This is a genomic window from Pseudoalteromonas sp. G5_S1_14_S5 (assembly GCF_054968605.1).
Window position 1 is genome coordinate 30407 of the sequence record NZ_JBQKUM010000024.1, and the last position, 22856, is coordinate 53262.

Below are 22856 nucleotides of genomic sequence, written 5' to 3' on the forward strand. Positions count from 1 at the left end.
TTATAAAAACTGCTTATAGATTAAAGAGCGCCGTAGATTACAGAACTAATAGCCGCTAGACCACATAAAGCTGTAAAGATTTGAACAGGTGCTGAAGTTTTGTACTTAGCCATTGCTGGTACTTTGTTCATCGCGAAAACAGGCATTAGGAACAGGATAGCTGCAATCATTGGAGCACCCATTGTTTCAATCATGCCTAGGATGCTTGGGTTAACTACCGCAACAACCCAAGTAGTCACAACGATGAACGCTAGAGATACTTTTTCGATAGTGCTTACTGAAGAACCAGAGCGAGACTTGATTAGACCAACAAGACCTTCGTGAGCACCTAGGAAGTGACCGAAGTAGCTAGAAGTGATTGCTGCGAACGCTACTAGAGGACCCATGTAAGAGATAAGCGGAGACTCGTGAACGTTAGCTAGGTAAGAAAGTACAGAGATGTTCTGTGCTTGTGCATTCGCTAGTTGCTCTGGAGATAGAGAAAGTACAACAGAGAATACGAAAAACATTACAAAACCCATTAGCATCATTGCTGCGCCGCCAGTGATAGCGTCAGTTTTCTTAACTGCGTTTTCACCGTATACACGACGTTGCTCTTTAGAGAACTGAGAGATGATTGGGCTGTGGTTGAAAGAGAACACGATGATTGGAATTGCAAGCCAGATAACAGAAGGCATTGTTGACCATTCAGGTGTTACTTCCATCATTGAAGTGTTCCAATCAGGAACTAGGTAGAAAGACAGTGCTAGTAGGATGAATACTAGTGGGTAAACCATTGCTGAAGTTGCTTTCAACATTAGATCTTTGCCGAATACAACACCCGCTGTCATTGCAAGGATAAGAGCACCAGAAAGAAGAGGACGAGGAATAGATTCCATACCCATTTGGTTTACTAGGAAAGAATCAACAGTGTTCGTGATACCAACACCGTAAATTAGAACGATTGGGTAGATAGCGAAAAAGTAAGCGAAAGTAATAAGGTTTGCGCCAGTCTTACCGAAGTGTTCTTCTACTGTATCTGTAATGTCAGCTTCAGGGCTTTTTGCAGACAGTACGAAACGTGCTAGAGATTTGTGTGCGAACCAAGTCATTGGTGCAGCAATAAGAGCTAGGATAACTAATGGCCAAAAACCACCCGCACCAGCTTTAATTGGAAGGAATAGTACACCAGCACCAACTGCTGTACCGAATAGTGATAAACACCAGGTAAAATCTTTATAGTTAAACTTGCTCGAGTCTTTTATGGCATTTGCCGAAGAAGTTGTTGTGTTCATGTTAAATTACTCATTTTTTGGGAACAGGAAATAAGTGAGGCTAATTTTGCAGAATTTTCGTCGGCAAAAAATAGATCTAAATCATGTAATGAAACGGCGTGTTACATGATATGCGAAAAACGGATTTTTGATCACGAAAATGGCGTGCTACATGTGATTTATGCTCATGTCTGGTATTAGTTTTTCTTATCCGAAAGGGGCGCTTGTACAGAATTATATCAAGTAAACGATTGCGTAAAATTGCATTAATAAAACTGTTCCATACGAAGCGTGTTGTTTGTTAATAAAGGTTAAACAAAACGTAGTTGCTATGTAGTTTGTTGCAGTACATGCTGCTGCAGGGATTGGATGATTTGTGCTGTGAGGCCCCATATAAGGTGCTCTTCGAAGGGCATCGCGAAAACACGATGTTTGATTTTCTTGAAGTTGACAGTGTGGCTGTGCAATTTTGCTTGGTCTAAGACATAGGTGGCCGGAACCTCAAAGATGGAAGCGACTTCGTTCTGATCAATGATAGGTTTATAGTCGGGATCGACTAATGCGACAATCGGCGTAACAGAAAATTTACTAATAGTACTCAAGGAAGGTAATTGCCCAACAATTTTAACCTGATCCGATCGAATTCCCACCTCTTCATGCAGCTCTCTAAGTGCAGTGAATTGCATAGATGGGTCGGAGAGCTCATGTTTGCCTCCGGGAAAGCTCACTTGTCCTGGGTGATGTTTTAAATGGGCTGCTCTTTTAGTAAAAATGACGTGTAAACCACCTTCCCTTTCTACTAAACCAACTACCACTGCCGCTTTTCGCAATTCCTCACCACTAATATGTGAAACGCGATCAAAGGACTCCGGGTGATAGCCAACAGGTGGGTTTAGTTGAAACTGTTGTAGGAAGTTATCTCGGTTCATAGATTGCCAATATATTGATTAATATTGTTTTAAGTATAGACTCAACCTTTCGTGTAATGCCAATCTAAGAGGTAAGTACGATATAGGTTATCGGTGAGCTAGAGCACTCAATATTGTTGGTTTTTGCTATATTTGAAGTGAGCATCCGTTATCAATGTCGTAAAATAAGCTAAGAATCCCTACTTTTTGATTAAGAATTTGATAGCAAAGACTTAGTAGACCACTCTAAAGATAAACTAAAGATAAGGTTTGAGATGAAAGGAATCATATTCACCGAATTTTTGGAGATTGTTGAAGATAAATTTGGACTAGGGCTATTGGAAGAAGTGCTAGAGATGTCTGAAGACAAGGGTATTTACACCTCTGTTGGCAGTTATGATCACAAGGCCTTGGTTAAGCTTATTATTAACTTGAGCAAAAAAACGGACATCGATGCCGCTACTTTACAGCGCCTGTTCGGGCAATCTGTGTTTAAGAACTTACTAGCTTCGCTACCTGACAAAGCCAGTCTCACAAACAGCAACACTACCTTTCAATTTATCCAGCACGTTGAGCGATACATTCACGTTGAAGTGAAAAAGCTTTACCCAGATGCTGAGCCACCTAAGTTTAGTTTTATCACTACGACGGAAGCTGAACTAGTTTTCGATTATAAAAGCGCACGATGCATGTCGCATGTCTGTTTAGGGCTAATTGAATGATGTGCAGAACACCATGGAGAATCGATTACGGTGGAAATGATGCCTCAGAATGATGACCAATGTGTGGTTAGGTTTAATCTCAAAGTAGAAAAGTAATATGGATCCGGCCTCTGCCTTAGAGAAGAAACTAAAGCGCCAAATAGCCGCCCGCAAAGCGGCTGAAGCTCTGTTGGAGCAAAAAAGCCTTGAGCTGTTTGAAGCCAACCAACAGTTGGAGCTTGCTCTGCGCCAATTGGAAAAACGTTCCAACGCGAATATTCGTCGTATTGAGTTTCAAGAGCAAATCAATAATCTATTGATAGATTTTGGTCGCGCGTTTCTTCGAACCGACTTAGATGATGTGATGTTGTCTCAACTGACCACAAACTTGACCAACAGTTACCTGATTGAAGCTAGCCGCTTAATATTGCCATTAAAGCTACTCCCACAGCTTCAAACCTACGATTATGGTGATGCATCGGTTGGCGATTTTGACCAAGAAATCGTAGAAACCCAATGGGAAGGTGATTTACTCACAGTACCACTTGAAGTTGAGAAGGTTATCGTTGGATCATTGATCGTCAAGGTCAACCTATCTGAACAAGATGTCGACTTTATAGAGAGCCAACTCTTATTGGTCACAGATCTTATCTGCAGTGCCATTACTCACCAATTAGCCATCAATCGAAATATTGAGTCCCGTAAGCGAGCAGAGGAATCTGAAAGAGCTACACGCGATTTTGTTGCGATGATTAACCATGAGCTAAGAACCCCGCTCAATGGTTTATTGGGAAGTGCCGAATTAATCAGTAATACCAAACTCAATAGTTCCCAACGAGAAATCGTGAATAATCTAAGTCAATCAGGTGAGTTTTTAAGAACCATTATTAATGACTTATTGGACTACAGTAAAATCAATGCAGGTATGCTGGAGTTGATCCCGAAAAAGTTCTCTTTGTATGACTTAAGAAATACGATTGAGAGTATCTTTACCAATCGAGCGATTGAGAAACAACTCGACTTCAATATTAGCGTGGCTTCAGACGTCCCGTCACACTTCAAAGGCGATTTAGAGCGTATCACTCAGTTATTTGTAAATCTTATCGGTAATGCGATTAAGTTTACCGAGGAAGGGCATGTAAACGTTGATATCGAATGGCGTGACCAGCACTTCATTTTCTCTGTAGAAGATACAGGAGTCGGTATTGCTGAGTCTGCTTATAAAACGCTGTTTGACCCCTTTACCCAAGCGGATAACTCAAGTAGCCGTAATTATGAAGGTACCGGGCTAGGTTTAGCGATTTGCCGTAAGCTCGTCGACCTGATGGATGGCGATATAGGTGTAACCAGCATTGTTGGTTCAGGGACGACATTTACCATTTCAGTGCCCCTCCAAGTTGTCGATGTTCCTGATGGTAGTGATACGGTCTCTAAAGGATTTGAATCTGAAGCTGAGCTTTCATTACTGAAAGTACTGGTGGTTGATGATATTAAGTTGAACCAGATCATCATTCAGCAGATGCTACGTAAACATGAGATAGAGCCTGATATAGCCAGCAATGGCGTTGAAGGGGTAGAGCTTGCGTCAGACACAGAATATGACATTGTGTTTATGGATTGCCGGATGCCACTTATGGATGGCTTTGAAGCAACGGAGACCCTCAGAGAGAAAGGTTATTCTAAGTCTATTGTCGCGCTGACGGCAGGGACTACGTTGGAAGAACGTGAGCGTTGTATTCAATGTGGGATGAACGACATCCTTAGTAAGCCATATACGGCTTATGACTTAAAAGAAATGCTTAAGAAGTGGGGAGGGGGGGACCAATCACGACGTCATAGTTGATGACTGCATAACAGCTTTAGCAAAAACGTTTGGAAAGACAAAGCCGAAGTGATCATCGCGATGACTTCGGCTTTTTTATACTTTTAGTTTGGGCTTAGAACTGGTACTAAGCGGTCAGTAAGCTGGCGTCGCTTAGCACTCTTCCAGTACAGGAAGGATTCGACTTAGTTTATCCAGCGTTTCTTGGTATTCAGACGCACAATCACTATCGAATACCACACCACCGCCTGCCCAAGCATAAAGCGTGTTGTGTTCTGCCACTAAGGTTCGGATGGTAATACTGGTGTCCATTCTGCCATTTCGGCTGATGTAACCGATACTGCCACAATATGCTGAACGTCGATGTGGCTCTAGCTCCTCGATGATCTGCATCGCACGAACTTTAGGGGCGCCGGTAATAGAGCCACCTGGGAAACAAGCTCTTAATAAGTCTGTTGCAGAATATTGGTAATCAAGGTCAGCTCTGATGGTGCTTACCAAGTGGTGCACAGCAGGGAAGCTTTCAATATCGAACAATTTAGGGACATGAACCGTTCCTGGCTTTGCCACTCGACCGATATCGTTACGAAGTAAATCTACAATCATCAGGTTTTCAGCCTGATCTTTATCTGCGCTCGCTAAGTCTTGTGCATTAGTATCATCAATCATTTGGTCATCAGAACGAGGGCGAGTGCCTTTGATCGGCTTAGTCTCAATCACATTGTCTTTAAGTTCTAAGAAGCGCTCAGGTGAGACACTGATAATGGCACTGTTGGCTAGACGGATGAAACCAGAAAACGGAGCGGAGTTATATTGCTCAAGCTTTTCGTAGGCCAACCATTCGCTGCCCTGGTATTTTGCATTGAAGCGCTGAGCCAGGTTAATTTGATAACAGTCACCGGACAGTAGATATTCTTGAACGCTATCGAACTTCTCTGCGTAGCTCTGCTCGCTCATGTTCGACTGCCACGGTGTTGTCAGGCTAAATTGCTCTGCTTGAGGTTGAACCTGTTGTTGAGATAACCAATCCCAGTGAGCTTCGATGTTTTGCCCAACCACACAAGCTGTCTTCAACTTGTGGTCAACTACAATCGCCCATTCATACAGACCCACCGCCATATCGGGTGCATCAATATCACGTGTTGAAGTAGCCGGAAGTGTTTCCACTCTTCGGCCCAAATCGTAGCTAAAATAGCCTAATACACCACCGATGAACGGTAAATCAGAGTGTTCATTTGTGGCAGGTAATAATTGCTGTTGATAGTGATTCAGAAGTTCGAAAGGATCGGAATCTGAAACCTCACACGTCTCTTTAACATTAATGGTGGTTTTTGCACCGATTGTTTCGAAGGTGGCGATGGGTTGAGCAACTAAAATGTCGTATCGACTATCAACGTGGCTTTCTGAAGCAGAGCGTAATAGCATTGCCCACGGCAGGTTTTCGATATGAGAAAACAGCTGTTTAGCTAAAGTTGATTGATATTCAAGCGGCTTGATTTGGATAGCGCGAAATTCGTTGTTATTCATTTGTTTAATTTGTGACAAAGAGTTCGATCACTGCATGGCTTGTGAGAGGAAGCAAGAGTATCATAAATTGAAAATAAAATGGGTTCTTGATTTGAACGGTGTAATCCAAGTGGTTTAGTTTAAAGCTATGCAAGCGATTGCTAAAGCAGCTAAATACAGCCCAACATTATAAAAGCTAAACCTACAGATCTCATTTAGCGTTATTCGTTAAATAGTGAACCCACATGGAACTAGAACAATAAAGAGGCATGCAATGACGGTTATTCGTAAGCAAGATGTGATCAGCAGTGTCGCTGACGCACTTCAGTATATTTCTTATTATCACCCTTTAGACTTTGTCCAAGCACTAGAAAAAGCGTACGAGAAAGAAGAGAGCCAAGCAGCTAAAGATGCGATCGCTCAGATTCTTATTAACTCACGTATGTCTGCGGAAGGTCACCGTCCTATCTGTCAGGATACAGGCATCGTTACTTGTTTCGTGAACATCGGTATGGATGTGAAGTGGGAAACGGATCTAACAGTACAACAAATGGTTGATGAAGGCGTTCGTCAAGCTTACAACAACCCAGATAACCCACTACGTGCCTCTGTACTAATGGACCCTGCTGGTAAGCGTATTAATACTAAAGACAACACACCTGCGGTTGTTCACATTAATATGGTTCCGGGCAACAAAGTTGAAATTCAAATCGCGGCAAAAGGTGGCGGTTCTGAGAACAAAACTAAGATGGTTATGCTAAACCCCTCTGATGACATCGCAGAATGGGTAGAGAAGACGCTACCAACGATGGGTGCAGGTTGGTGTCCACCGGGTATGCTAGGTATAGGCATCGGCGGTACTGCTGAGAAAGCGGCGGTACTGGCGAAAGAGTCTTTGATGGAACACATCGATATCCAAGAGCTTATCGAGAAAGGTCCTGAGAACGCAGAAGAAGAGCTTCGTCTAGACATCTTCAACCGCGTAAACAAGCTAGGTATTGGTGCACAAGGACTTGGTGGCCTAACTACCGTTGTTGACGTAAAGATCAAAACTGCGCCAACACACGCAGCGTCTAAGCCTGTATGTTTAATCCCTAACTGTGCAGCGACGCGTCACGTTCACTTCACGCTAGACGGCAGCGGCCCAGCAGAGCTAACGCCACCTAAGCTAGAAGAGTGGCCAGACATCACTTGGGAAGCGGGCGCGAATACACTTCGCGTTAACCTTGATGAAGTAACTAAAGAAGACGTTCAAGAGTGGAAGACCGGTGAAACGGTTCTTCTATCAGGAAAAATCCTAACGGGCCGTGATGCTGCGCATAAGCGTATTCAAGGCATGCTTGAAAGCGGTGAAGGTTTACCTGAAGGCGTCGACTTCAAAGGTAAGTTTATCTACTACGTAGGTCCTGTGGATGCAGTAGGCGACGAAGCTGTAGGTCCTGCGGGCCCGACAACTTCAACACGTATGGATAAGTTCACTGACATGATGCTAAACGAAACGGGCATCATGGGGATGATCGGTAAAGCGGAACGTGGTCCTGCTACGGTTGAATCAATCAAAGAGCATAAGGCGGTTTACTTGATGGCTGTTGGTGGCGCTGCTTACCTAGTAGCAAAAGCAATCAAGAAAGCACGTGTTGTTGCGTTTGAAGATCTTGGTATGGAAGCGATTTACGAGTTTGAAGTTGAAGACATGCCAGTAACGGTAGCGGTTGACTCATCGGGCGCAAACGCACACAAGATCGGCCCTGACACATGGAAAGTGAAAATCGCCGAAGCTGAAAAAGCTTAATCAACCGAAGTCAAAAAGTCGCAATTGATGCTGACCCCAGCGTTTGAATTGCAAGTTTTGACAGAAAGTTAAAGACAAAAGTGCAGCATTATCTGCACTTTTTTCTTATTTTCAATGATATAGTGATAAACACACCGTTTGATATAAGAACATAGGAGAGAGGAATGCCTCGTTTTATTCAGATCCTACAAATTATCTTGGCCGTGGTGATTGGTAGTTTCATTGGTTACGATTTGATCTTGCACGGAATCAGCATCTTTAACGAAAAATACGTAACCATTACATGTGTATTGTGGTTGATTGCTGAGATAACACTGTTTGTTATCTACAAACTCATAGAAGACGATTAGTTTGCTACTCATTAAAAAATTTTAAAGCCCCTGATTATAAATGTAGTCAGGGGCTTTTATTCATCTAGCATTAAGAATGGATATTGCATACTCACTACTATTAGTAAAGGAACAAGCAACAGCATACAAACTATCCCAATAAGGAAAGGACATAGGCTTGTCTCTCTATCATCATAACCAGCTTGCCTAATTATCACGGAGTCGTTCAAATGAAACACCTAACTCAAGAAATGAGTGACTTTATAAGCAGAGGAACGGATTCTCACATTAGAGTAGCGGTCACGGGTCTGTCTCGTGCAGGTAAAACAGCATTCATTACCTCGTTGGTTAACCAATTTCTTCATACCTCTACTCATAAGAATTTACCGCTTCTTGCATCAGCGCGAGACGGAAGAATTATTGGTGCAAAGCGCATCCCACAACATAACATGATGATTCCTCGTTTCTCTTATGACGAAGCGATGGAATCATTAAATGGTCAGCCACCAGAATGGCCATCACCGACACGCGATGTCAGTGAAATTCGCTTGGCCATCAAATACAAGCCGGCAAAAGGCGCGAAGAAGTTGCTGAGTAAAAACAGTACGCTTTATCTCGACATTGTTGACTATCCGGGTGAATGGTTACTTGATTTGCCATTATTGGATATGGATTTTGAAACGTGGAGCCAATCTCAGTTTGCCGCATTAAAAGGTGACCGAGAAACTTACTCGCAAGAGTGGAGCGCAATGCTTGGCAACGTTGACCTGTTGGCTGAAGCTGATGAGAAGAAACTGGTTAACATTGCGGATAGCTACACTCAGTATCTCCATGCTTGTAAGAGCAATGGACTACATTGGGTGCAACCGGGGCGATTTGTATTACCTGGTGAGCTTGAAGGCGCGCCTGTGTTGCAGTTTTTCCCATGCGCAGCACCAGAAGGGAAATTCTCGAAAACAAGTAACTATGCGGTGCTGAAAGCGCGTTATGAAGAGTACCAACAGAAGGTTGTTAAAGCGTTCTACAAGAATCATTTCTCAACCTTCGACAGACAAATTGTGCTGGTGGATTGTTTACAGCCACTCAATGCAGGTTACGACTCTTTCATGGATATGCGTGGTGCACTTGAACAGTTATTGAAGAGCTTTAAATATGGTCGAAGCAATATCCTGAGACGTTTGTTTGCTCCGAAGATCGACAAGATCCTGTTTGCAGCGACTAAGGCAGACCATGTAACACCAGATCAGCATCCAAACTTGGTGTCACTACTGCAACAGATGGTACACCCAGCGTGGCAACAGGCGGCGTTTGAGCATATCGATATGAGTTGCATGAGCATCGCTTCTATTCAAGCGACCAGCGCAGGTTATATCTCATCGGGCTCGGACAATGTGCCAGCGCTTCAAGGTGTTACTTTGGATAACGTTCCCCAGACTATGTATCCGGGTGAGGTGCCACGCAAGCTGCCGAACAAGCAGTACTGGGAAACTAACCAGTTTGATTTCACGAGCTTTAGGCCAATGGAGCAACATTCTGATGAACCTTGCCAGCACCTAAGAATTGATAAGGTTTTAGAGTATCTCATTGGCGATAAGTTGAAATAAATGAGGCAATAAAAGATGAGTGAATTAAAAACAAAGCAGGTCTTTGATGAGCCGCTGAAGACCTCGTTTGATGACAATGATCATGCTTTTGGAAAACAAGGCATGAGAGAAGCGACCCCAGAATTAGGCGCTCAGCAGCTGTTTACCGAACAAGAGAAATTTGTACCCGTTGCACCACAGGTTGAAAGCGAGCTAGATGGTGGAGCCGAGCAACAACTGGAACAGATTATTCGTCCAAGTAAAAAGAGAAAGTGGCTGGGTTCTGGCTTAATGGTTGCTTTCGCAGGCTTGGTGGGCTGGCAAGCGATTGATTCTGTCATCACGGCGGCTCAATCAGCAGATTGGCTCGCACTCGGTTGGGCCGGTTTTATCGCGGCAATCGCGTCACTGGGCTTGGGTGCAATCGGAAAAGAGCTATGGAAGCTACGCTCATTAAAAGATCACTTTAGTGTACAAGAGCAGAGTGGAGAGCTACTACAAAGCCAAAGTGTCGGCAGAGGCAAAGCGTTCTGTGAAAACATCGCTAAGCAGGGCGGCATTATTGCGGAGTCTCCGGTGTTCGATAAGTGGAGAAACAGCATTAACCCGGCACATAGTGACGCCGAAGTATTGGATATGTACGATGCTTTAGTTGTTGCTCAGCAAGACAAAGTGGCTACTCAAATTGTCACTAAGTTCTCGACTGAATCAGCAGCCTTGGTTGCGGTGAGTCCATTAGCAGCGGCAGACATGTTGTTGGTGGCGTGGCGTAACTTCACCATGATAGATAAGCTAGCTGATGTGTACGGCATTGAACTTGGATACTGGTCTCGCATAAAACTGTTCAAGTTGGTATTAATCAACATGGCAGCAGCAGGGGCAAGTGAACTGGCGATAGATGCAAGTATGGACTTAGTTTCCATGGATCTGGCTGGTAAAGTCTCAGCGAGAGCGGGGCAGGGCTTGGGTGTTGGTATCCTGACTGCTCGATTGGGCCTAAAAGCCATGACACTACTTCGCCCTATGCCTTGGCATAATGAACGCAAAATAAAACTGGCCGACATGCGTAAAGCCGTCCTTTCTGAAATAAAGCGTATCACCCTCAAATAAAACGTACGTCTTTGAAATAAAATGTATGACATAGAGTGGTTTGCGAGCGAAGAGTAAACATATGTTTACTCTTCTTCTTGACTGAACTCAGAGCTTAATTCACACTACTGTCAACTTATCCTGACACCTATAATAGGACTATTTGTGCGTCTTGAAGTATTGTGTGAAGACCGACTCGGCTTAACGCGTGAGTTGCTCGATATCTTGGCCTCAAAAAGCATTGATTTACGAGGAATCGAAATCGATGTTAAAGGCATTATTTACCTGAACTGCCCTGATATTGATTTTGATGCTTTTAGTGAACTTATGGCTGAAATTCGTCGAATTTCAGGTGTAAAGGATGTACGAAAAATACAATTCATGCCAAGCGAAAGGCACAACACTGAGCTGATCGCTTTGTTGGCTAACCTGCCTGATCCTGTAATTGCGATTGACCTTAAAGGGTCAGTCGATATGGCAAACCACGCTGCGCTCAACCTGTTTGGCAAGCAAGAAGACGAAGTGATTGGTGAACCACTCGCCTCCTTCGTACCTAGCTTTAACTTTAGTCGTTGGATCGAAGATGAAGTAACACGCCACCGTGAAGTTGTGGTGTTGGATGGTTTAGACTTCTCTATTGAAATCCTACCTATCTATCTGGGTGGTGACGTCAACGAACCTGTGCTTGCAAGCGCGGTTATGACGATTCGTTCTTGCAACCAAGAGATGAATACGCCTGATCCAATTCCTGAACAGAACAACTTAGGCTTTGAGCATTTTGTTGGTGTTTCTAATCGCCATAAAGCGTTAATCAGCCAAGCAAAAAAGCTGGCGATGCTGGATCAGCCTCTGCTGATTGAAGGTGATACAGGTACGGGTAAAGAGATGTTGGCGAAAGCGTGTCATAACCGCTCAAACCGCTCGTCTTTCCCATTCCTGATTCTGAGCTGTGCATCCATGCCTGATGACGTAGCAGAAACCGAGCTTTTTGGTCACGCGCCGGGTTCATTCAACCATGAACAAGGCCATAAAGGCATTTTCGAACAAGCCAATGGTGGTACCGTATTTTTAGATGAGATTGGCGAAATGAGCCCACATCTACAAATCAAACTGCTTCGCTTCCTACAAGATGGTTCATTCCGTCGTGTGGGTGAAGAAGAAGAGATGCACGCTGATGTTCGTATTATTGCGTCAACGCGCCACCGTCTTTCTGAACTTGCTGATTCAGGCTCGTTCCGCGAAGACTTATTCTACCGCTTGAATGTACTGACGCTCTCTATTCCTGCATTGCGTGAACGTTCTAACGACGTTGCGCCATTACTGGAACTGTTCGTAGCTAAATATGCACAACAGCTTGGTATGCTTAAGCCTAAGCTTACTCAAGAGTTAATCGACCAACTTGGTAATTACCAATGGCCGGGTAACATTCGTCAACTAGACAACATGGTATTACGCGCGCTTACTGAACTGGACTCAGATACGCTAACGGTTGAGCAGTTCCACTTGCCTCAGTTAGAAACCATGACAACAGGCATGGCGAACTTGAGTTTAGATGGCTCTCTGGATGAGATCATGAAAGACTATGAGTCTCAGATTTTGGAGAAGCTTTATCAGTCATTTCCATCAAGTCGTAAGTTAGCCAAGCGTTTGAACGTGTCTCATACCTCTATTGCGAATAAACTTCGTGATTACGGTATTAGAAAGAACTGATCGAATAAGACCTAAATTATGGAAGACTTAAGCACACCAGAACGTATTTACAAGCGAGATGGAAATCTGCTCCTACGTACCGCTGAGATAGACGATGCGACTATGATCAGTGAGTACTTTCAGGTGAATCGAGAGTATCTCAAACCTTGGGAACCGATGCGTGAAGATGCATTTTTTGATAGAACGAGCTGGGCACAGCGCCTAATTAAGCTAAACGAGCTTCATAAAATGGGGCTCGGCTATTACTGTTTATTGATCAATGCCGATACTAACGAAATGTTAGGGACTATCTCGTTCAGTAATTTGTCTCGCTTCCCGTTCTATGCGTGTAACGTGGGGTATTCACTCGCAGAGCAAGCTCAGGGGCATGGCTACATGCGCAGAGGCCTCCGCATGGCGAAAGACTATATGTTTGATGTGCAGAACATGCATCGCCTAATGGCGGGTTATATGCCTCACAATGAACGAAGTGCGGGTGTTCTTGAGCATCTCGGTTTTGTACGTGAAGGTTTTGCCAAAGATTACCTACAAATTAACGGTAAATGGGAAGACCACATACTGACAGCGCTCGTCAATCCTAACTGGGAAGATAGACGTAACATTTAGACAACGCAGTCTATAAGCTCACAAACGAGCAGCGATTAAAAAAGGTAGCGAATATTAAGCGATGTAGCGTTGCTGCCTTTACTAAAAGAACATTGAGCCATGGTTTGAACCATCGGCCTGAGAAGATATTTGAGGAATTTTGATGTCATACACAACTTTGGACGAATACCAAAGAAAATGGATTTTTACTCACCAATCTATGCCACTTCCGGCTGAGGATTTGGAAAAGATTAAGCCAATGACACAGGCAAGAGCGTCTCAGTTTTGGAAAGAGAACGTGAGTCCTCAAAGCCCAGACGCTGAGCGACTAAGTCCGCAAGACTGGCCTAGCAAAGCATCGAACTGGAAAGAAGAGATCAGCTGGATGGCACATTGGGAAGCCGATGAACCGGAAATGCCAGAAGAGATCCTTAACTTTATTGATTGGCAAGATGACGTAACCATCTATTTTTGTTATGAAAAATATAATGTTCTTGAAACCAAATGGGCCGTTTTTAAGAAGCATTGGAAGAACTTTTTGTTCTACGATGATGGTCCAATTCTATTAGGTCGTCGTCGCTCTGAAGCGCTTTGGTTTGCGACTAATGGTACGGTGAAAATTGGTAATCGTGCGTAAGCTGAAACGAATTTTAAGCGGTAGAAAAGCGAGCAGAGTACTCGCTTTTTTTATTTTAGTGGGGCGTTACGTTTACTCATTTTGTTTTCGTACATTTGCTCATCCGTCAGTCGAATTAACTCATCGATAGGTGGAATATTTGACGAGTAAGTAAGTGAACCATGGCTAAAAGTGGCGTGGCAATCTATCCCCAGTTTTTGGGAGTGTTTATTAAAGTCAGATTACACTCTGCTTATTATCTTGTTTAGGGAATCTTCGGTGATGTCTCTACACAATAAGAGAAACTCATCTCCTCCAAGTCTTCCACAAATCTCATCCTTACGAGTGTTACGTTGAAGTGAATGAGAGCAGCACTTTATTTACTGGTCGCCAATATTATATCCGAAGTTATCATTAACATACTTAAGCTCGTCGATATCAAAATAAACAGGTCCAATACTAACGCCATTTGCTATAGTGCTATCGATAAATTTGGGTGACTCGATTAATATTACTCTATGATTAAATACTTTAGTCAATTCGTTGTGATTAGACGTATATTTTAATTTGCGTACTCGTTCTGGAGTATGTACTTCGCTTTCCAATAGCGCACGAATACTCTCCATTAAATTTATCTCTATCGGTTTATAAGAGGTCTTTTTAGTATTTAGCGCAAAGTGTTGCAAACATGCTGCCGTCCAATTGGAAGATCGGCAAGCCTAGATAAGAAACATAGCCCATCTGCTTGAGTTTGGGATTGTCGCTCCATTCCTTTCACTAGATCATTGATGGCATATTTAGAGCGAGATTGATAGATATTGGTAAATGGCATTAATGATCACCTTTTTGGAGTGTCATACTGTTGGCTGTTATGTCAAATTTATGCCCTTGCAATCTGAAATAATGTATTTCCTTCCGTTTGTATTTTAATAAGACAGAGGCATAGTCCTTAGGTGGTGCGCTTATAAGGCGGTTTTTGATATCTAAATCACAAATTCACTATGGTTTAACCGGAAAGTATTGAATCAATACGGGGGAGTCCTATATTGGAAGGTGTAGCCTTAGTGGAGGTGAAGTATTATGATTTGGGATATTCTCGAACGTGTAAATAAACTTCGCAAGGAAGCAATGGAGGATCCAGAATTCTTGGATTCAGCAAAAATGCATGAGGAATGGCTTTTGAGCGAAACTCATAATCAATACAATAAAGGAACCAAAGAAAAGAAACCCAAAAAACTGTCTGATATCTATGAGAATACAGACTTCACTATTAACCCAAACGGAACGAAACATTAACAATGATTAACCGCAACACGGCTGAGGCTCTTAACCCAAAAGCTAAGTATCAACAACACACACCAGCCTTTAGCCACCAACAAAAAAGCCACTTTCAACGCATCGAAAGTGGCTTTTTCTTTTCTAGCTGATTAGAAGTGATATCTGCATTCAGCCCTAGCTATTGATTAGGCTTAAGCCACTTGGCAAAGCATCACCAAACACTCGCTTAGATTCGCTCTCGGACAGCTTGGTTACTTCGCTAACCAGCGTTAACCAAGAATCTGGAACCTTGCTCTGCATAAGCTTCTCAATCACTTGATTACGGTAATCGTCAGAGATATCAAACTGACGGTCGCCAGTCTTACGACAAATCATCACAGCAGCAAAGGCAATCATCTGTTCTTTCTGCCAGTTCTGCTCAAGTAATTTCGGTAACCACTGCTCTGCTTGCTCTCTAGGAATCACACTGTGCTGGCTGCCATATAACGGGGTTCTAGAAGCCAGTCGACCTAGCGCCCACCAGTGTGCTTGTTCAAACTGGTTGTGATTGATCGCTTTGATTAGGAACCAAGACGCAAGAAGCACTTTGTCTTCAACTTCGAGTTGCTCGAGGGATGCCGCTAATCTCACCATGGCTTCATAACCATTGTCTTGGGCATCTTTAGCACTTTTAGGGTTCTTCATAGCACCCGGGTGAAGGTACTTCGCAATGTCAGCCAAGATTGTCTCTTGCTGCTCTTGGTTTAAACCACCGGCAACACGGCGCCAGAATACCCACCAGTCTGTCCAACCTTGGTGGTTCTTAAACTGAATGTTCTGTTGGTAGAGACCCCAAATCTGTTCGATGCGCCATGAATCAGTAGGGTCACCAAAGCCAGGACGCAGTGAGTAACCCGCTAAGCGTAACCAGTTTTTCTCATGTGCTTCTGAGCGGCGACGACGTTTACGACCTAATGATAAAGTATCAAATATATGGCGGAGTGTGGTGAAATCCCACTCATCGCGTTTACCGAGTCGTTTTTCAAGACCTTTCGATAGTGTCTTGATCTCTTTCGATTCCGCACTCTTCTTGTTGCCACTGTACAGGCGAGAAATGAGCTCTTTACACTCATCTAAGCGTGGGTGAATTCTAGAATTATCAGACTCATCGCCTTGTTTGTTTCTGACTTCAAATTCAAGTAACCAACGTTTCGAGTCATCTTCAGTACTCACGCACTCCATTTTCAGTGTGCCGACTTCGGTTAACTGACAAGCGAGCAGCACTTCAACGCGCTCTTTTTGGTTAGCTTGAAGCTCGGCTGTGCCTGAGCCTTCCAGCGTAGAGATATAAGGTGGAAGAGGGGAGAACAGGTCGGCATCCACATCGACCATCACACCATTTTGAATGGCTGTATCGTGAGCAATTTGATCGTGAGTTGAAGTCAGCAGGTTAAAACGAACTGGCTCGCCTAACGTCAGTGAGAAACGACGGCTGTTCAAACGAATTTCTTGGCCTTCTTCGGTACCTTTAGCAAGCAGACACAGCGCTTTACCCATTTTGTTCTTCTCTTGTAGATGTAAGAAGTAAGAACGAGCAGCACCGCCACCGATTTTCAGTTGGGCACCACGGCGTGCCTTACCAAATGCAACCGCGCCTAATGCCACAGACCAATCTGGATGAGGGTTATCTAGTACTGTGATTGGAGCGCCGTTCCAGTTGCCTAGAAGCTGAGTTATACGCTCTGTGACAAGTTCACTGTTGAACACACCACCGTTAAGTAGCACACCCACAGGAATAGCTGGTTTGGTGTCATCGAATTGCACAGCATCTGAATTTTGTAGCGCCGCTTTAGACACTTGCTGATGCGTTGTCAGGAATTCAGCAACGTGCTTGCTCACCGCAGGATCGGCAACGTAAGGCAGGCCGAATTCGACTACAGCGCTGCGACGCTTGTCTGGTGTTTCAGTAAATTCAGAAAGTGGGAAGAACCCTTCTAAAGCTATTTGATGAACTTCTTGCTTGGTTAAGCCAATACTCTTAGTGCCGCCTAAAAGCTTAGATCCGCTGCCAAGCATAGTGATTTTGACATCGTCTGGCGCATCAGCTGAAAGCAGGCTCTCTTTTGCGGCACGAGTTTGTTGAATCAGTTTGGTGAGGCTAGAGGCATTCAGCTTCTTATTTTGATTAAAACGCTGCTCTGCAAGGTGGGCGAGGGCTAAATCTAGATTATCACCACCTAGCATCAAGTGTTCGCCAACGCCAATACGATCGAGTGCTAGCTCGTTGTGGCCTTGCTTGTCTGCATCGTTATCCGCATTGAACTGGGCTTCAATTAAGCTTAAGTCGGTAGTACCACCGCCGACATCACACACTAAGATCAACGGGATCTGTTGGAGTTCTTCCGCTGCCGTTTGCTGATGGCGTGCATACCAGTCGTAACAAACCGCTTGTGGCTCTTCGAGTAAGAGGATCTTGCCTAAACCGGCTAGCTCTGCGGCTTCGAGTGTCAGCTTACGTGCTGTTTCATCGAATGATGCTGGAACCGTAACAACGACATCTTGATCTTCAAGTTTGTTGCTTGGGTTACGGTAGTTCCATGCTTGGCGAATGTGATTTAGGTAGCTAGCACTTGCGACTACTGGCGATACTTTATCGACATCTGCTGCGCCTGCCCAAGGGAGAATGTCCGAGCTACGTTCCACCGCTTGGTGCGATAACCAACTCTTCGCACTCGATACTTGGCGACCTTCAATCTTCGCGCCTAATTCACGCGCCCACTCACCGACGATAACATTCTTGATATCGCCTTCAACTGGATTTGGTTCCCACGGCATAGTCAGGTCTGATGGGGAGATTTGACCTTGTGCTGGGTGGTAACGAAACGATGGGAGGAGAGGCTTACGAACCACTTCACTAGGGCCGATAAGCTGATCGATTTCGAAAAGGGAAACGGGAGCGTGTTGTAGGTCGTCGTTAATTTCACAGTAGGCAACCACGGTGTTGGTTGTGCCTAAGTCAATGCCGACTAAAAAACGAGGAGTTGCCATACAAAACCTTATTCTTCCAGAGTGATGACCAGTGTGTTGATAGCTTTGGTCTTATTGTTGTTATTCGTCTACGTCGTTCCTGAGAAACAGGTAGGACTGAGTTGGGAATGGTATCGATAAAATAACGGCACCCGCTTAGGTGCCGTTGATTCATTATGCTTAGTCGTTTGAGTCACTGTTCGAATCTTCACGAACGTCGAACTCAACATGCCATTTCTGACCATTGTCAGTGGCAATCGCTTCTAGGTATAAAGTACCTAGCTCAGTAACGCGAGAAGCTAAAGTAACCGGAACCACTTCACCTTCTCGACGGCCTTCAGAAACAGGCAGTGTCACTTGGATTTCAGGAAGCTCATCGAGATCTTCTGGCGCCCAGTGATCAAGGTGAGTACCAGCTTCATCCTCACGGCGAGTTGTTGAACCGAAGAACTGGAAGTGAACTGGCTGACCAATCACTAGACCAAATTCTTGGCTAGGAACTTGAACGCTTGAGCCTTCTTCCATACCAAATGGTGCAACACACAGTGCCTCCATTGGGGGAGCCATTCCTGGGATTGCAGGCATCGCGCTTTCAATACCTACGTAGTAAGCAGAAGCGATACCACCACGGATACGAACGCCTTGACCACGACGTACTGCGCCGTAGTACGAAGCACCACTTGCAACGGCTAGATCTAGGTCTAGGCCTGAAAGTTGTTTCGCAAATTCTGCATCAGCATTGATCAACCACTCGTTAATTGTGTCTGAAAGACGATCAGCAAGTAGGTTAGATTTTAGAACACCACCGTTGAACAGGATTGCTGTTGGTTTGATGAAGTCAGCAGCAGGCGCTTCAGCACCTGGCATGCCCGGCATATTTGCAAACGGATTGAAATCTTGTTGAGCCGTTTCACCATTTCCAGAAAGCGCGTTCGCTTGCTTAGAAAGGAATGCGGCAATGTGACGAGTGATACCTGCATCTTGTGCGTAAGGCAGACCCATTTGAGTCAGTGCGCCGCGCGTTTTTTGTATCGGTTGATCAGTCACAGCAACTTTAGGGAAGAAGCCATCAACCAGTGTTTGTTGTACTTCTTGCTGAGTCAGTTCTGTTTTTAGCGTCGCGCCAAGTAGCTTAGAGCCTCGGCTAGGAACCACGATTGGTACCGCTTGAAGCTCTGCATCGTTCAGTAGCGCTTCTTTTGCGTCACGACATGCGTGAGTCATCGCTTGAACTTGCCAAGGTGCCAGCTCTTTGCCTTCTTGTGCTAGCTTCATCTTAAGGCGGTAAGCCAGAGCTAAATCCATGTTGTCACCGCCAAGTAGGATATGTTCACCTACAGCGATACGGTTCAGGCTTAGGTTACCGTCGTCTTGAGTTACTTCAACTAAAGAAAGGTCGGTAGTACCACCACCGATATCCACAACTAACACGATGTCGCCAACGTCTACTTCGTCACGCCATTTGTCGTTGCTGTTATCGATCCAGCTGTAAAGCGCCGCTTGAGGCTCTTCTAAAAGCGTTAGATGAGTAAAACCAACGTTACGAGCGGCTTCTGCAGTTAGGTCACGAGCTGCTGGGTCAAACGAAGCAGGAACGGTGATCGTTACATCTTGGTCAGCCAGTTTGTGTTCTGGGTTTGCATGGTTCCATGCATCTTTAAGGTGCTCAAGGTACAGCTCAGTTGTTTTTAGTGGAGATACTTTTTCCACTTCTTCTGGGCTACCTGCAGGAAGGAATGCGTCACGGCGGTTTACACCACCGTGGCATAGCCAAGATTTCGCACTTGCTACTAAACGGATAGGGGTTTTAGCACCAAGATTACGAGCGATGGCGCCAACTAGTGCTTTTGGCTCGGAAGACCAAGGCAAAACACGTGACGCTTCGTTCATTTCGTGCTCGTGCGGTTGGTATAGGAACGAGCCAAGTTGGCTGCGCGTTTCTACTGTACCAGGAGCCGTAAGCTGAGGAATTGGCATTACCTCAACACGAGCATCTTCATTCGTTGTGTCGATGTAAGACAAAACGCAGTGTGTAGTACCTAAATCGATACCAACGCTGAACTTAGGTGCTTGATCTTGAGTAGGTAGCTCTTGCGATGATGCCTGAGTTTGGTGTTCCATTATAGCTCTACCTCTGCCGGTGCAATTACAGATGCATCGTAGTTTTCAGCAAGCTTAGGCAGGTTCATGTCCGTTGCTTTCCAGCCTTTGTGAACAAGTGTGCCGTTGAATGGTGCGTTACCCGTTACGTTACCTGTTAGACGGATTTCTTGAGGATTGAAGCCTTCAGCTACCGTGATGCGAGTCTCTTCATCTTCATCGCGGATGTGAGCAAGCGTTACGTAGTCCGCTAGTACTTGTTGACCACCAGTGTGAATAACACGTGCAGCTGCGCCAACTTCTTCGTCAGAGAACGAAGTTAGGTCTTCTTTTAGGAAGTCGATTAGACGCGCTTCTTGCTGCATGATAGACAGCAATTGCATTGCAGAATCTGTTGGTGCTGTAGCGAGCTTAGATTCAACTTCTACTACTTTCTCGATGACTTTTTCAACTTCAACTACTTTTTCTACTTCGACAATCTTTTCAACTGGCTTTTCAACTTCAACGATCTTTTCTACTGGTTTTTCTACAACTTTCTCAACCACTTTGGTTTTACGAGAAACGGCAATTAGCAGTAGTAAAACGCTTGATGCAGTTAGGCCTGCGTGAAGCATATCAAACGTCTGTGGGATTAGGTTCAAATCAACGATCATAGTGATTTTTCTCTTTAAATTGATTTAACGGTATATTCGTCGGTTATAGGGAATATACAGGTTAGAAAGAAACTCATAGGCGCAACGCCCAAATGGTCACTTTCAAGCTATAAATATGGGTGGATACTAGCATATTCAAGGCTTAAGAGTGGTAATTTATGTTTTCAAACCAGTAGTTTTTGAGTGTGTTAGCTTGAAATTTAGTCGAGATTCGGTCGATTGTTAACCTGTGATGTGAAGGCAAAGTAAAGTGTGCGTCTTTTATGTCATTTTTAGAACGAAAACTTAAATGGAGCATCATTCCCTTCCGTTATATACTTTGGCCTCATCAAAGCCAATTTGGAACCTATATGCCTCATACTACCGACCCACTAACAGGGTTGAAGAGACGAACGCTACCACTGGTCGTATTTTCGGTCAGCTTTTTGATTACAGTGTTGTGTTTTATTTTAGTCGCGCTCAACCAAAACCGCGCATTGAACATGAATTTAGATAGCTTTGCTAAACACCAAACACTAAACTTGGAAGCGTTTATCGATAATGATGTGGCTTACATAGGTTCGGGCGCTAACTTTTTCTATTCTAATGATCCTGAAGACTGGGATAAATTTGACCGTTTTGCACAACAAACCATTAACGGCTCAAAAAGTTTAATTGGCTTACAGTGGATGCAGAAAGTCACGGCAGACCAGATTGCCGAGCACACTGCGAAAATGGAAGGAAAGTACCCATTTTACCGCCTGTTCACCATCCCTAAACATGAACCCAAAACCTATGGTTACCAGTTAGATGGCGAGCCTGCTTTTATTGCTACCGATATTTATCCGAATACTGAAGCGAACGACAGAGTGATTGGTTTCTACTCTGAACGCGAGCGATTTAAGCGTATTGTCGAAAATATCAAACAGACGCGCCAAGCGAACATTTCGGACAAAGTACGCCTTATTCAAGATGGTTTAACTCCAGATACACCTAAGACTGGCATGTTGGTATATCACCCGGTGTTTGAAGGGGAAAGTGATAACTTACTTGGTGTGGTGATTGGTGTAGTGCGTACCACTTATTACTTTGAAAACCTGTTGGCATTGGCTGTCGGCGATATGGATGTGTACATTCGTGTCACGGATACCGGGTTCGAAGCTGAAGACTCGCCGATTCTATTTGAAACAGAAGGCTATGAGGGAGTAACAGGGCACCATATAACTAAGACTATCGAATTGACCAACCGCAATTGGAAGATCGATTACAAGATAGATTCGTGCATCTCATTTTATGGCTACCTTGTATTAACTGGCATCGCGCTAGTCGGGACAACCATCTCATTGTTGCTAGCGTATATCGTTAACATGCAGATCAGAGAGAAAGAGCGCTTGTATCGCATGTTAGACAAAAGAACAGAAGAACTTCGATTCCTAGCGAACCACGATAGCTTAACTGAAATCTATAACCGACGAGCTTTCAATAAGATGTTTGATAGAGCGGTTAAGAGCGGCAAGCCATTTAGCTTAGTCGGGTTTGATGTTGATAAATTTAAAAGCATCAATGATAAGTTTGGTCACCCTGCTGGTGATGCTTTGCTTGTTCATGTCATCAAGTTGATTTCAGTAAACCTGAAAGAAGGGGATAACCTTTTCCGTCTTGGGGGGGATGAATTCTGTATTATTTCGAGCATCTCAAATCATGAAGCGCTAGACCGCTACTTACGATGCATTCTAAATACAGTAAACCACTCTCATTGTGAACATAAAGGGCAACAGTTAATCTGCACTTTGAGTATTGGTGCGGCTATTCATACCAATGAAGACACTGAAGAACTGCTCCAAAAAACAGATAGCATGCTCTATCAAAGCAAGTTAAATGGTCGAAATCGAGTCACAATTGCAGGCTAAATGAGCACTTGAAGCAACTGGGGTCGAGTTCTGTAT

General features: G+C 44.2%; 18 protein-coding genes. 11 read left to right on the plus strand and 7 right to left on the minus strand.

Annotation, left to right across the window (positions count from 1 at the left end):
- Positions 1 to 20 precede the first annotated feature (20 nt).
- Positions 21 to 1274 (minus strand): aromatic amino acid transport family protein, encoded by a 1254-nt coding sequence (locus ACTRWI_RS09300; protein WP_499130754.1) that lies wholly within the window; start codon positions 1272 to 1274, stop codon positions 21 to 23.
- Between the two features lie 308 nt (positions 1275 to 1582).
- Positions 1583 to 2182: a CoA pyrophosphatase gene (locus tag ACTRWI_RS09305; RefSeq protein WP_499130756.1), complete on the minus strand. Its 600-nt coding sequence runs from the start codon at positions 2180 to 2182 to the stop codon at positions 1583 to 1585.
- A gap of 254 nt (positions 2183 to 2436) precedes the next feature.
- Between ACTRWI_RS09305 and ACTRWI_RS09310 the strand changes: the two genes are divergently transcribed.
- Together ACTRWI_RS09310 and ACTRWI_RS09315 are read left to right on the plus strand one after the other, a co-directional pair.
- Positions 2437 to 2883 carry a heme NO-binding domain-containing protein gene (locus tag ACTRWI_RS09310; RefSeq protein ID WP_499130758.1) on the plus strand — a complete coding sequence of 149 codons (447 nt, stop codon included), beginning with the start codon at positions 2437 to 2439 and terminating at the stop codon, positions 2881 to 2883.
- 97 nt (positions 2884 to 2980) lie between these two features.
- Positions 2981 to 4705, plus strand: a complete 1725-nt coding sequence (locus ACTRWI_RS09315) for an ATP-binding protein (protein WP_499130760.1) — start codon at positions 2981 to 2983, stop codon at positions 4703 to 4705.
- A 132-nt stretch (positions 4706 to 4837) separates the two neighbouring features.
- On the opposite strand, the gene pabB is transcribed toward ACTRWI_RS09315, so the two are convergent.
- Entirely contained in the window at positions 4838 to 6211 is a 1374-nt protein-coding gene (gene pabB, locus ACTRWI_RS09320) for an aminodeoxychorismate synthase component I (protein WP_499130761.1), read from the minus strand.
- A 253-nt stretch (positions 6212 to 6464) separates the two neighbouring features.
- Between pabB and ACTRWI_RS09325 the strand changes: the two genes are divergently transcribed.
- The 7 genes from ACTRWI_RS09325 (at position 6465) to ACTRWI_RS09355 (ending at position 13915) form a co-directional block, all read left to right on the plus strand.
- On the plus strand, positions 6465 to 7982 hold the full coding sequence (locus ACTRWI_RS09325; RefSeq protein WP_499130763.1) for a fumarate hydratase: 1518 nt from the start codon (positions 6465 to 6467) through the stop codon (positions 7980 to 7982).
- A 164-nt stretch (positions 7983 to 8146) separates the two neighbouring features.
- Entirely contained in the window at positions 8147 to 8332 is a 186-nt protein-coding gene (locus ACTRWI_RS09330) for a hypothetical protein (RefSeq protein ID WP_102433922.1), read from the plus strand.
- Between the two features lie 209 nt (positions 8333 to 8541).
- Entirely contained in the window at positions 8542 to 9915 is a 1374-nt protein-coding gene (locus ACTRWI_RS09335; RefSeq protein ID WP_499130765.1) for a YcjX family GTP-binding protein, read from the plus strand.
- 15 nt (positions 9916 to 9930) lie between these two features.
- Complete coding sequence (locus tag ACTRWI_RS09340; RefSeq protein WP_499130767.1) at positions 9931 to 11004, plus strand: YcjF family protein; 1074 nt, start codon at positions 9931 to 9933, stop codon at positions 11002 to 11004.
- A 144-nt stretch (positions 11005 to 11148) separates the two neighbouring features.
- Positions 11149 to 12693, plus strand: a complete 1545-nt coding sequence (gene tyrR, locus ACTRWI_RS09345; RefSeq protein ID WP_499130768.1) for a transcriptional regulator TyrR — start codon at positions 11149 to 11151, stop codon at positions 12691 to 12693.
- An 18-nt stretch (positions 12694 to 12711) separates the two neighbouring features.
- On the plus strand, positions 12712 to 13299 hold the full coding sequence (rimJ, locus tag ACTRWI_RS09350) for a ribosomal protein S5-alanine N-acetyltransferase (protein ID WP_499130770.1): 588 nt from the start codon (positions 12712 to 12714) through the stop codon (positions 13297 to 13299).
- Between the two features lie 142 nt (positions 13300 to 13441).
- Positions 13442 to 13915 (plus strand): DUF2947 domain-containing protein, encoded by a 474-nt coding sequence (locus tag ACTRWI_RS09355; RefSeq protein WP_063522480.1) that lies wholly within the window; start codon positions 13442 to 13444, stop codon positions 13913 to 13915.
- Between the two features lie 221 nt (positions 13916 to 14136).
- Here ACTRWI_RS09355 and ACTRWI_RS09360 read toward each other — a convergent pair whose 3' ends face one another.
- Positions 14137 to 14274 carry a diguanylate cyclase domain-containing protein gene (locus ACTRWI_RS09360; RefSeq protein WP_499130796.1) on the minus strand — a complete coding sequence of 46 codons (138 nt, stop codon included), beginning with the start codon at positions 14272 to 14274 and terminating at the stop codon, positions 14137 to 14139.
- Between the two features lie 700 nt (positions 14275 to 14974).
- Between ACTRWI_RS09360 and ACTRWI_RS09365 the strand changes: the two genes are divergently transcribed.
- A complete protein-coding gene (locus ACTRWI_RS09365; RefSeq protein WP_499130772.1) occupies positions 14975 to 15190 on the plus strand; it encodes a hypothetical protein in 216 nt (71 codons plus the stop codon).
- 156 nt (positions 15191 to 15346) lie between these two features.
- Here the strand turns inward: ACTRWI_RS09365 and ACTRWI_RS09370 are convergent, their stop codons facing one another.
- The 3 genes from ACTRWI_RS09370 to ACTRWI_RS09380 all read right to left on the minus strand — a co-directional run bounded on the left by ACTRWI_RS09370 (position 15347) and on the right by ACTRWI_RS09380 (position 20931).
- Complete coding sequence (locus ACTRWI_RS09370) at positions 15347 to 18199, minus strand: Hsp70 family protein (protein WP_499130773.1); 2853 nt, start codon at positions 18197 to 18199, stop codon at positions 15347 to 15349.
- A gap of 159 nt (positions 18200 to 18358) precedes the next feature.
- A complete protein-coding gene (locus ACTRWI_RS09375) occupies positions 18359 to 20299 on the minus strand; it encodes an Hsp70 family protein (protein WP_499130775.1) in 1941 nt (646 codons plus the stop codon).
- Entirely contained in the window at positions 20299 to 20931 is a 633-nt protein-coding gene (locus ACTRWI_RS09380; RefSeq protein WP_499130776.1) for a DUF2760 domain-containing protein, read from the minus strand. The genes ACTRWI_RS09375 and ACTRWI_RS09380 overlap by 1 nt, the downstream gene beginning before the upstream one ends.
- Positions 20932 to 21281: 350 nt before the next feature.
- Here ACTRWI_RS09380 and ACTRWI_RS09385 point away from each other — a divergent pair, with 350 nt between their 5' ends.
- Positions 21282 to 22820 (plus strand): sensor domain-containing diguanylate cyclase, encoded by a 1539-nt coding sequence (locus ACTRWI_RS09385; RefSeq protein ID WP_499130778.1) that lies wholly within the window; start codon positions 21282 to 21284, stop codon positions 22818 to 22820.
- Positions 22821 to 22856: the final 36 nt, after the last annotated feature.

What these genes read in the sequence shown, in the direction of transcription:
- ACTRWI_RS09335 (WP_499130765.1), top strand. Translation starts at nt 8,542, where the DNA reads ATGAAACACCTAACTCAAGAAATGAGTGACTTTATAAGCAGAGGAACG.
- pabB (WP_499130761.1), bottom strand. Translation starts at nt 6,211, where the DNA reads ATGAATAACAACGAATTTCGCGCTATCCAAATCAAGCCGCTTGAATAT.
- ACTRWI_RS09355 (WP_063522480.1), top strand. Translation starts at nt 13,442, where the DNA reads ATGTCATACACAACTTTGGACGAATACCAAAGAAAATGGATTTTTACT.
- ACTRWI_RS09340 (WP_499130767.1), top strand. Translation starts at nt 9,931, where the DNA reads ATGAGTGAATTAAAAACAAAGCAGGTCTTTGATGAGCCGCTGAAGACC.
- ACTRWI_RS09375 (WP_499130775.1), bottom strand. Translation starts at nt 20,299, where the DNA reads ATGGAACACCAAACTCAGGCATCATCGCAAGAGCTACCTACTCAAGAT.
- ACTRWI_RS09370 (WP_499130773.1), bottom strand. Translation starts at nt 18,199, where the DNA reads ATGGCAACTCCTCGTTTTTTAGTCGGCATTGACTTAGGCACAACCAAC.
- ACTRWI_RS09300 (WP_499130754.1), bottom strand. Translation starts at nt 1,274, where the DNA reads ATGAACACAACAACTTCTTCGGCAAATGCCATAAAAGACTCGAGCAAG.
- ACTRWI_RS09380 (WP_499130776.1), bottom strand. Translation starts at nt 20,931, where the DNA reads ATGATCGTTGATTTGAACCTAATCCCACAGACGTTTGATATGCTTCAC.
- ACTRWI_RS09365 (WP_499130772.1), top strand. Translation starts at nt 14,975, where the DNA reads ATGATTTGGGATATTCTCGAACGTGTAAATAAACTTCGCAAGGAAGCA.
- ACTRWI_RS09310 (WP_499130758.1), top strand. Translation starts at nt 2,437, where the DNA reads ATGAAAGGAATCATATTCACCGAATTTTTGGAGATTGTTGAAGATAAA.
- rimJ (WP_499130770.1), top strand. Translation starts at nt 12,712, where the DNA reads ATGGAAGACTTAAGCACACCAGAACGTATTTACAAGCGAGATGGAAAT.
- ACTRWI_RS09315 (WP_499130760.1), top strand. Translation starts at nt 2,981, where the DNA reads ATGGATCCGGCCTCTGCCTTAGAGAAGAAACTAAAGCGCCAAATAGCC.
- ACTRWI_RS09385 (WP_499130778.1), top strand. Translation starts at nt 21,282, where the DNA reads ATGCCTCATACTACCGACCCACTAACAGGGTTGAAGAGACGAACGCTA.
- ACTRWI_RS09325 (WP_499130763.1), top strand. Translation starts at nt 6,465, where the DNA reads ATGACGGTTATTCGTAAGCAAGATGTGATCAGCAGTGTCGCTGACGCA.
- ACTRWI_RS09305 (WP_499130756.1), bottom strand. Translation starts at nt 2,182, where the DNA reads ATGAACCGAGATAACTTCCTACAACAGTTTCAACTAAACCCACCTGTT.
- ACTRWI_RS09330 (WP_102433922.1), top strand. Translation starts at nt 8,147, where the DNA reads ATGCCTCGTTTTATTCAGATCCTACAAATTATCTTGGCCGTGGTGATT.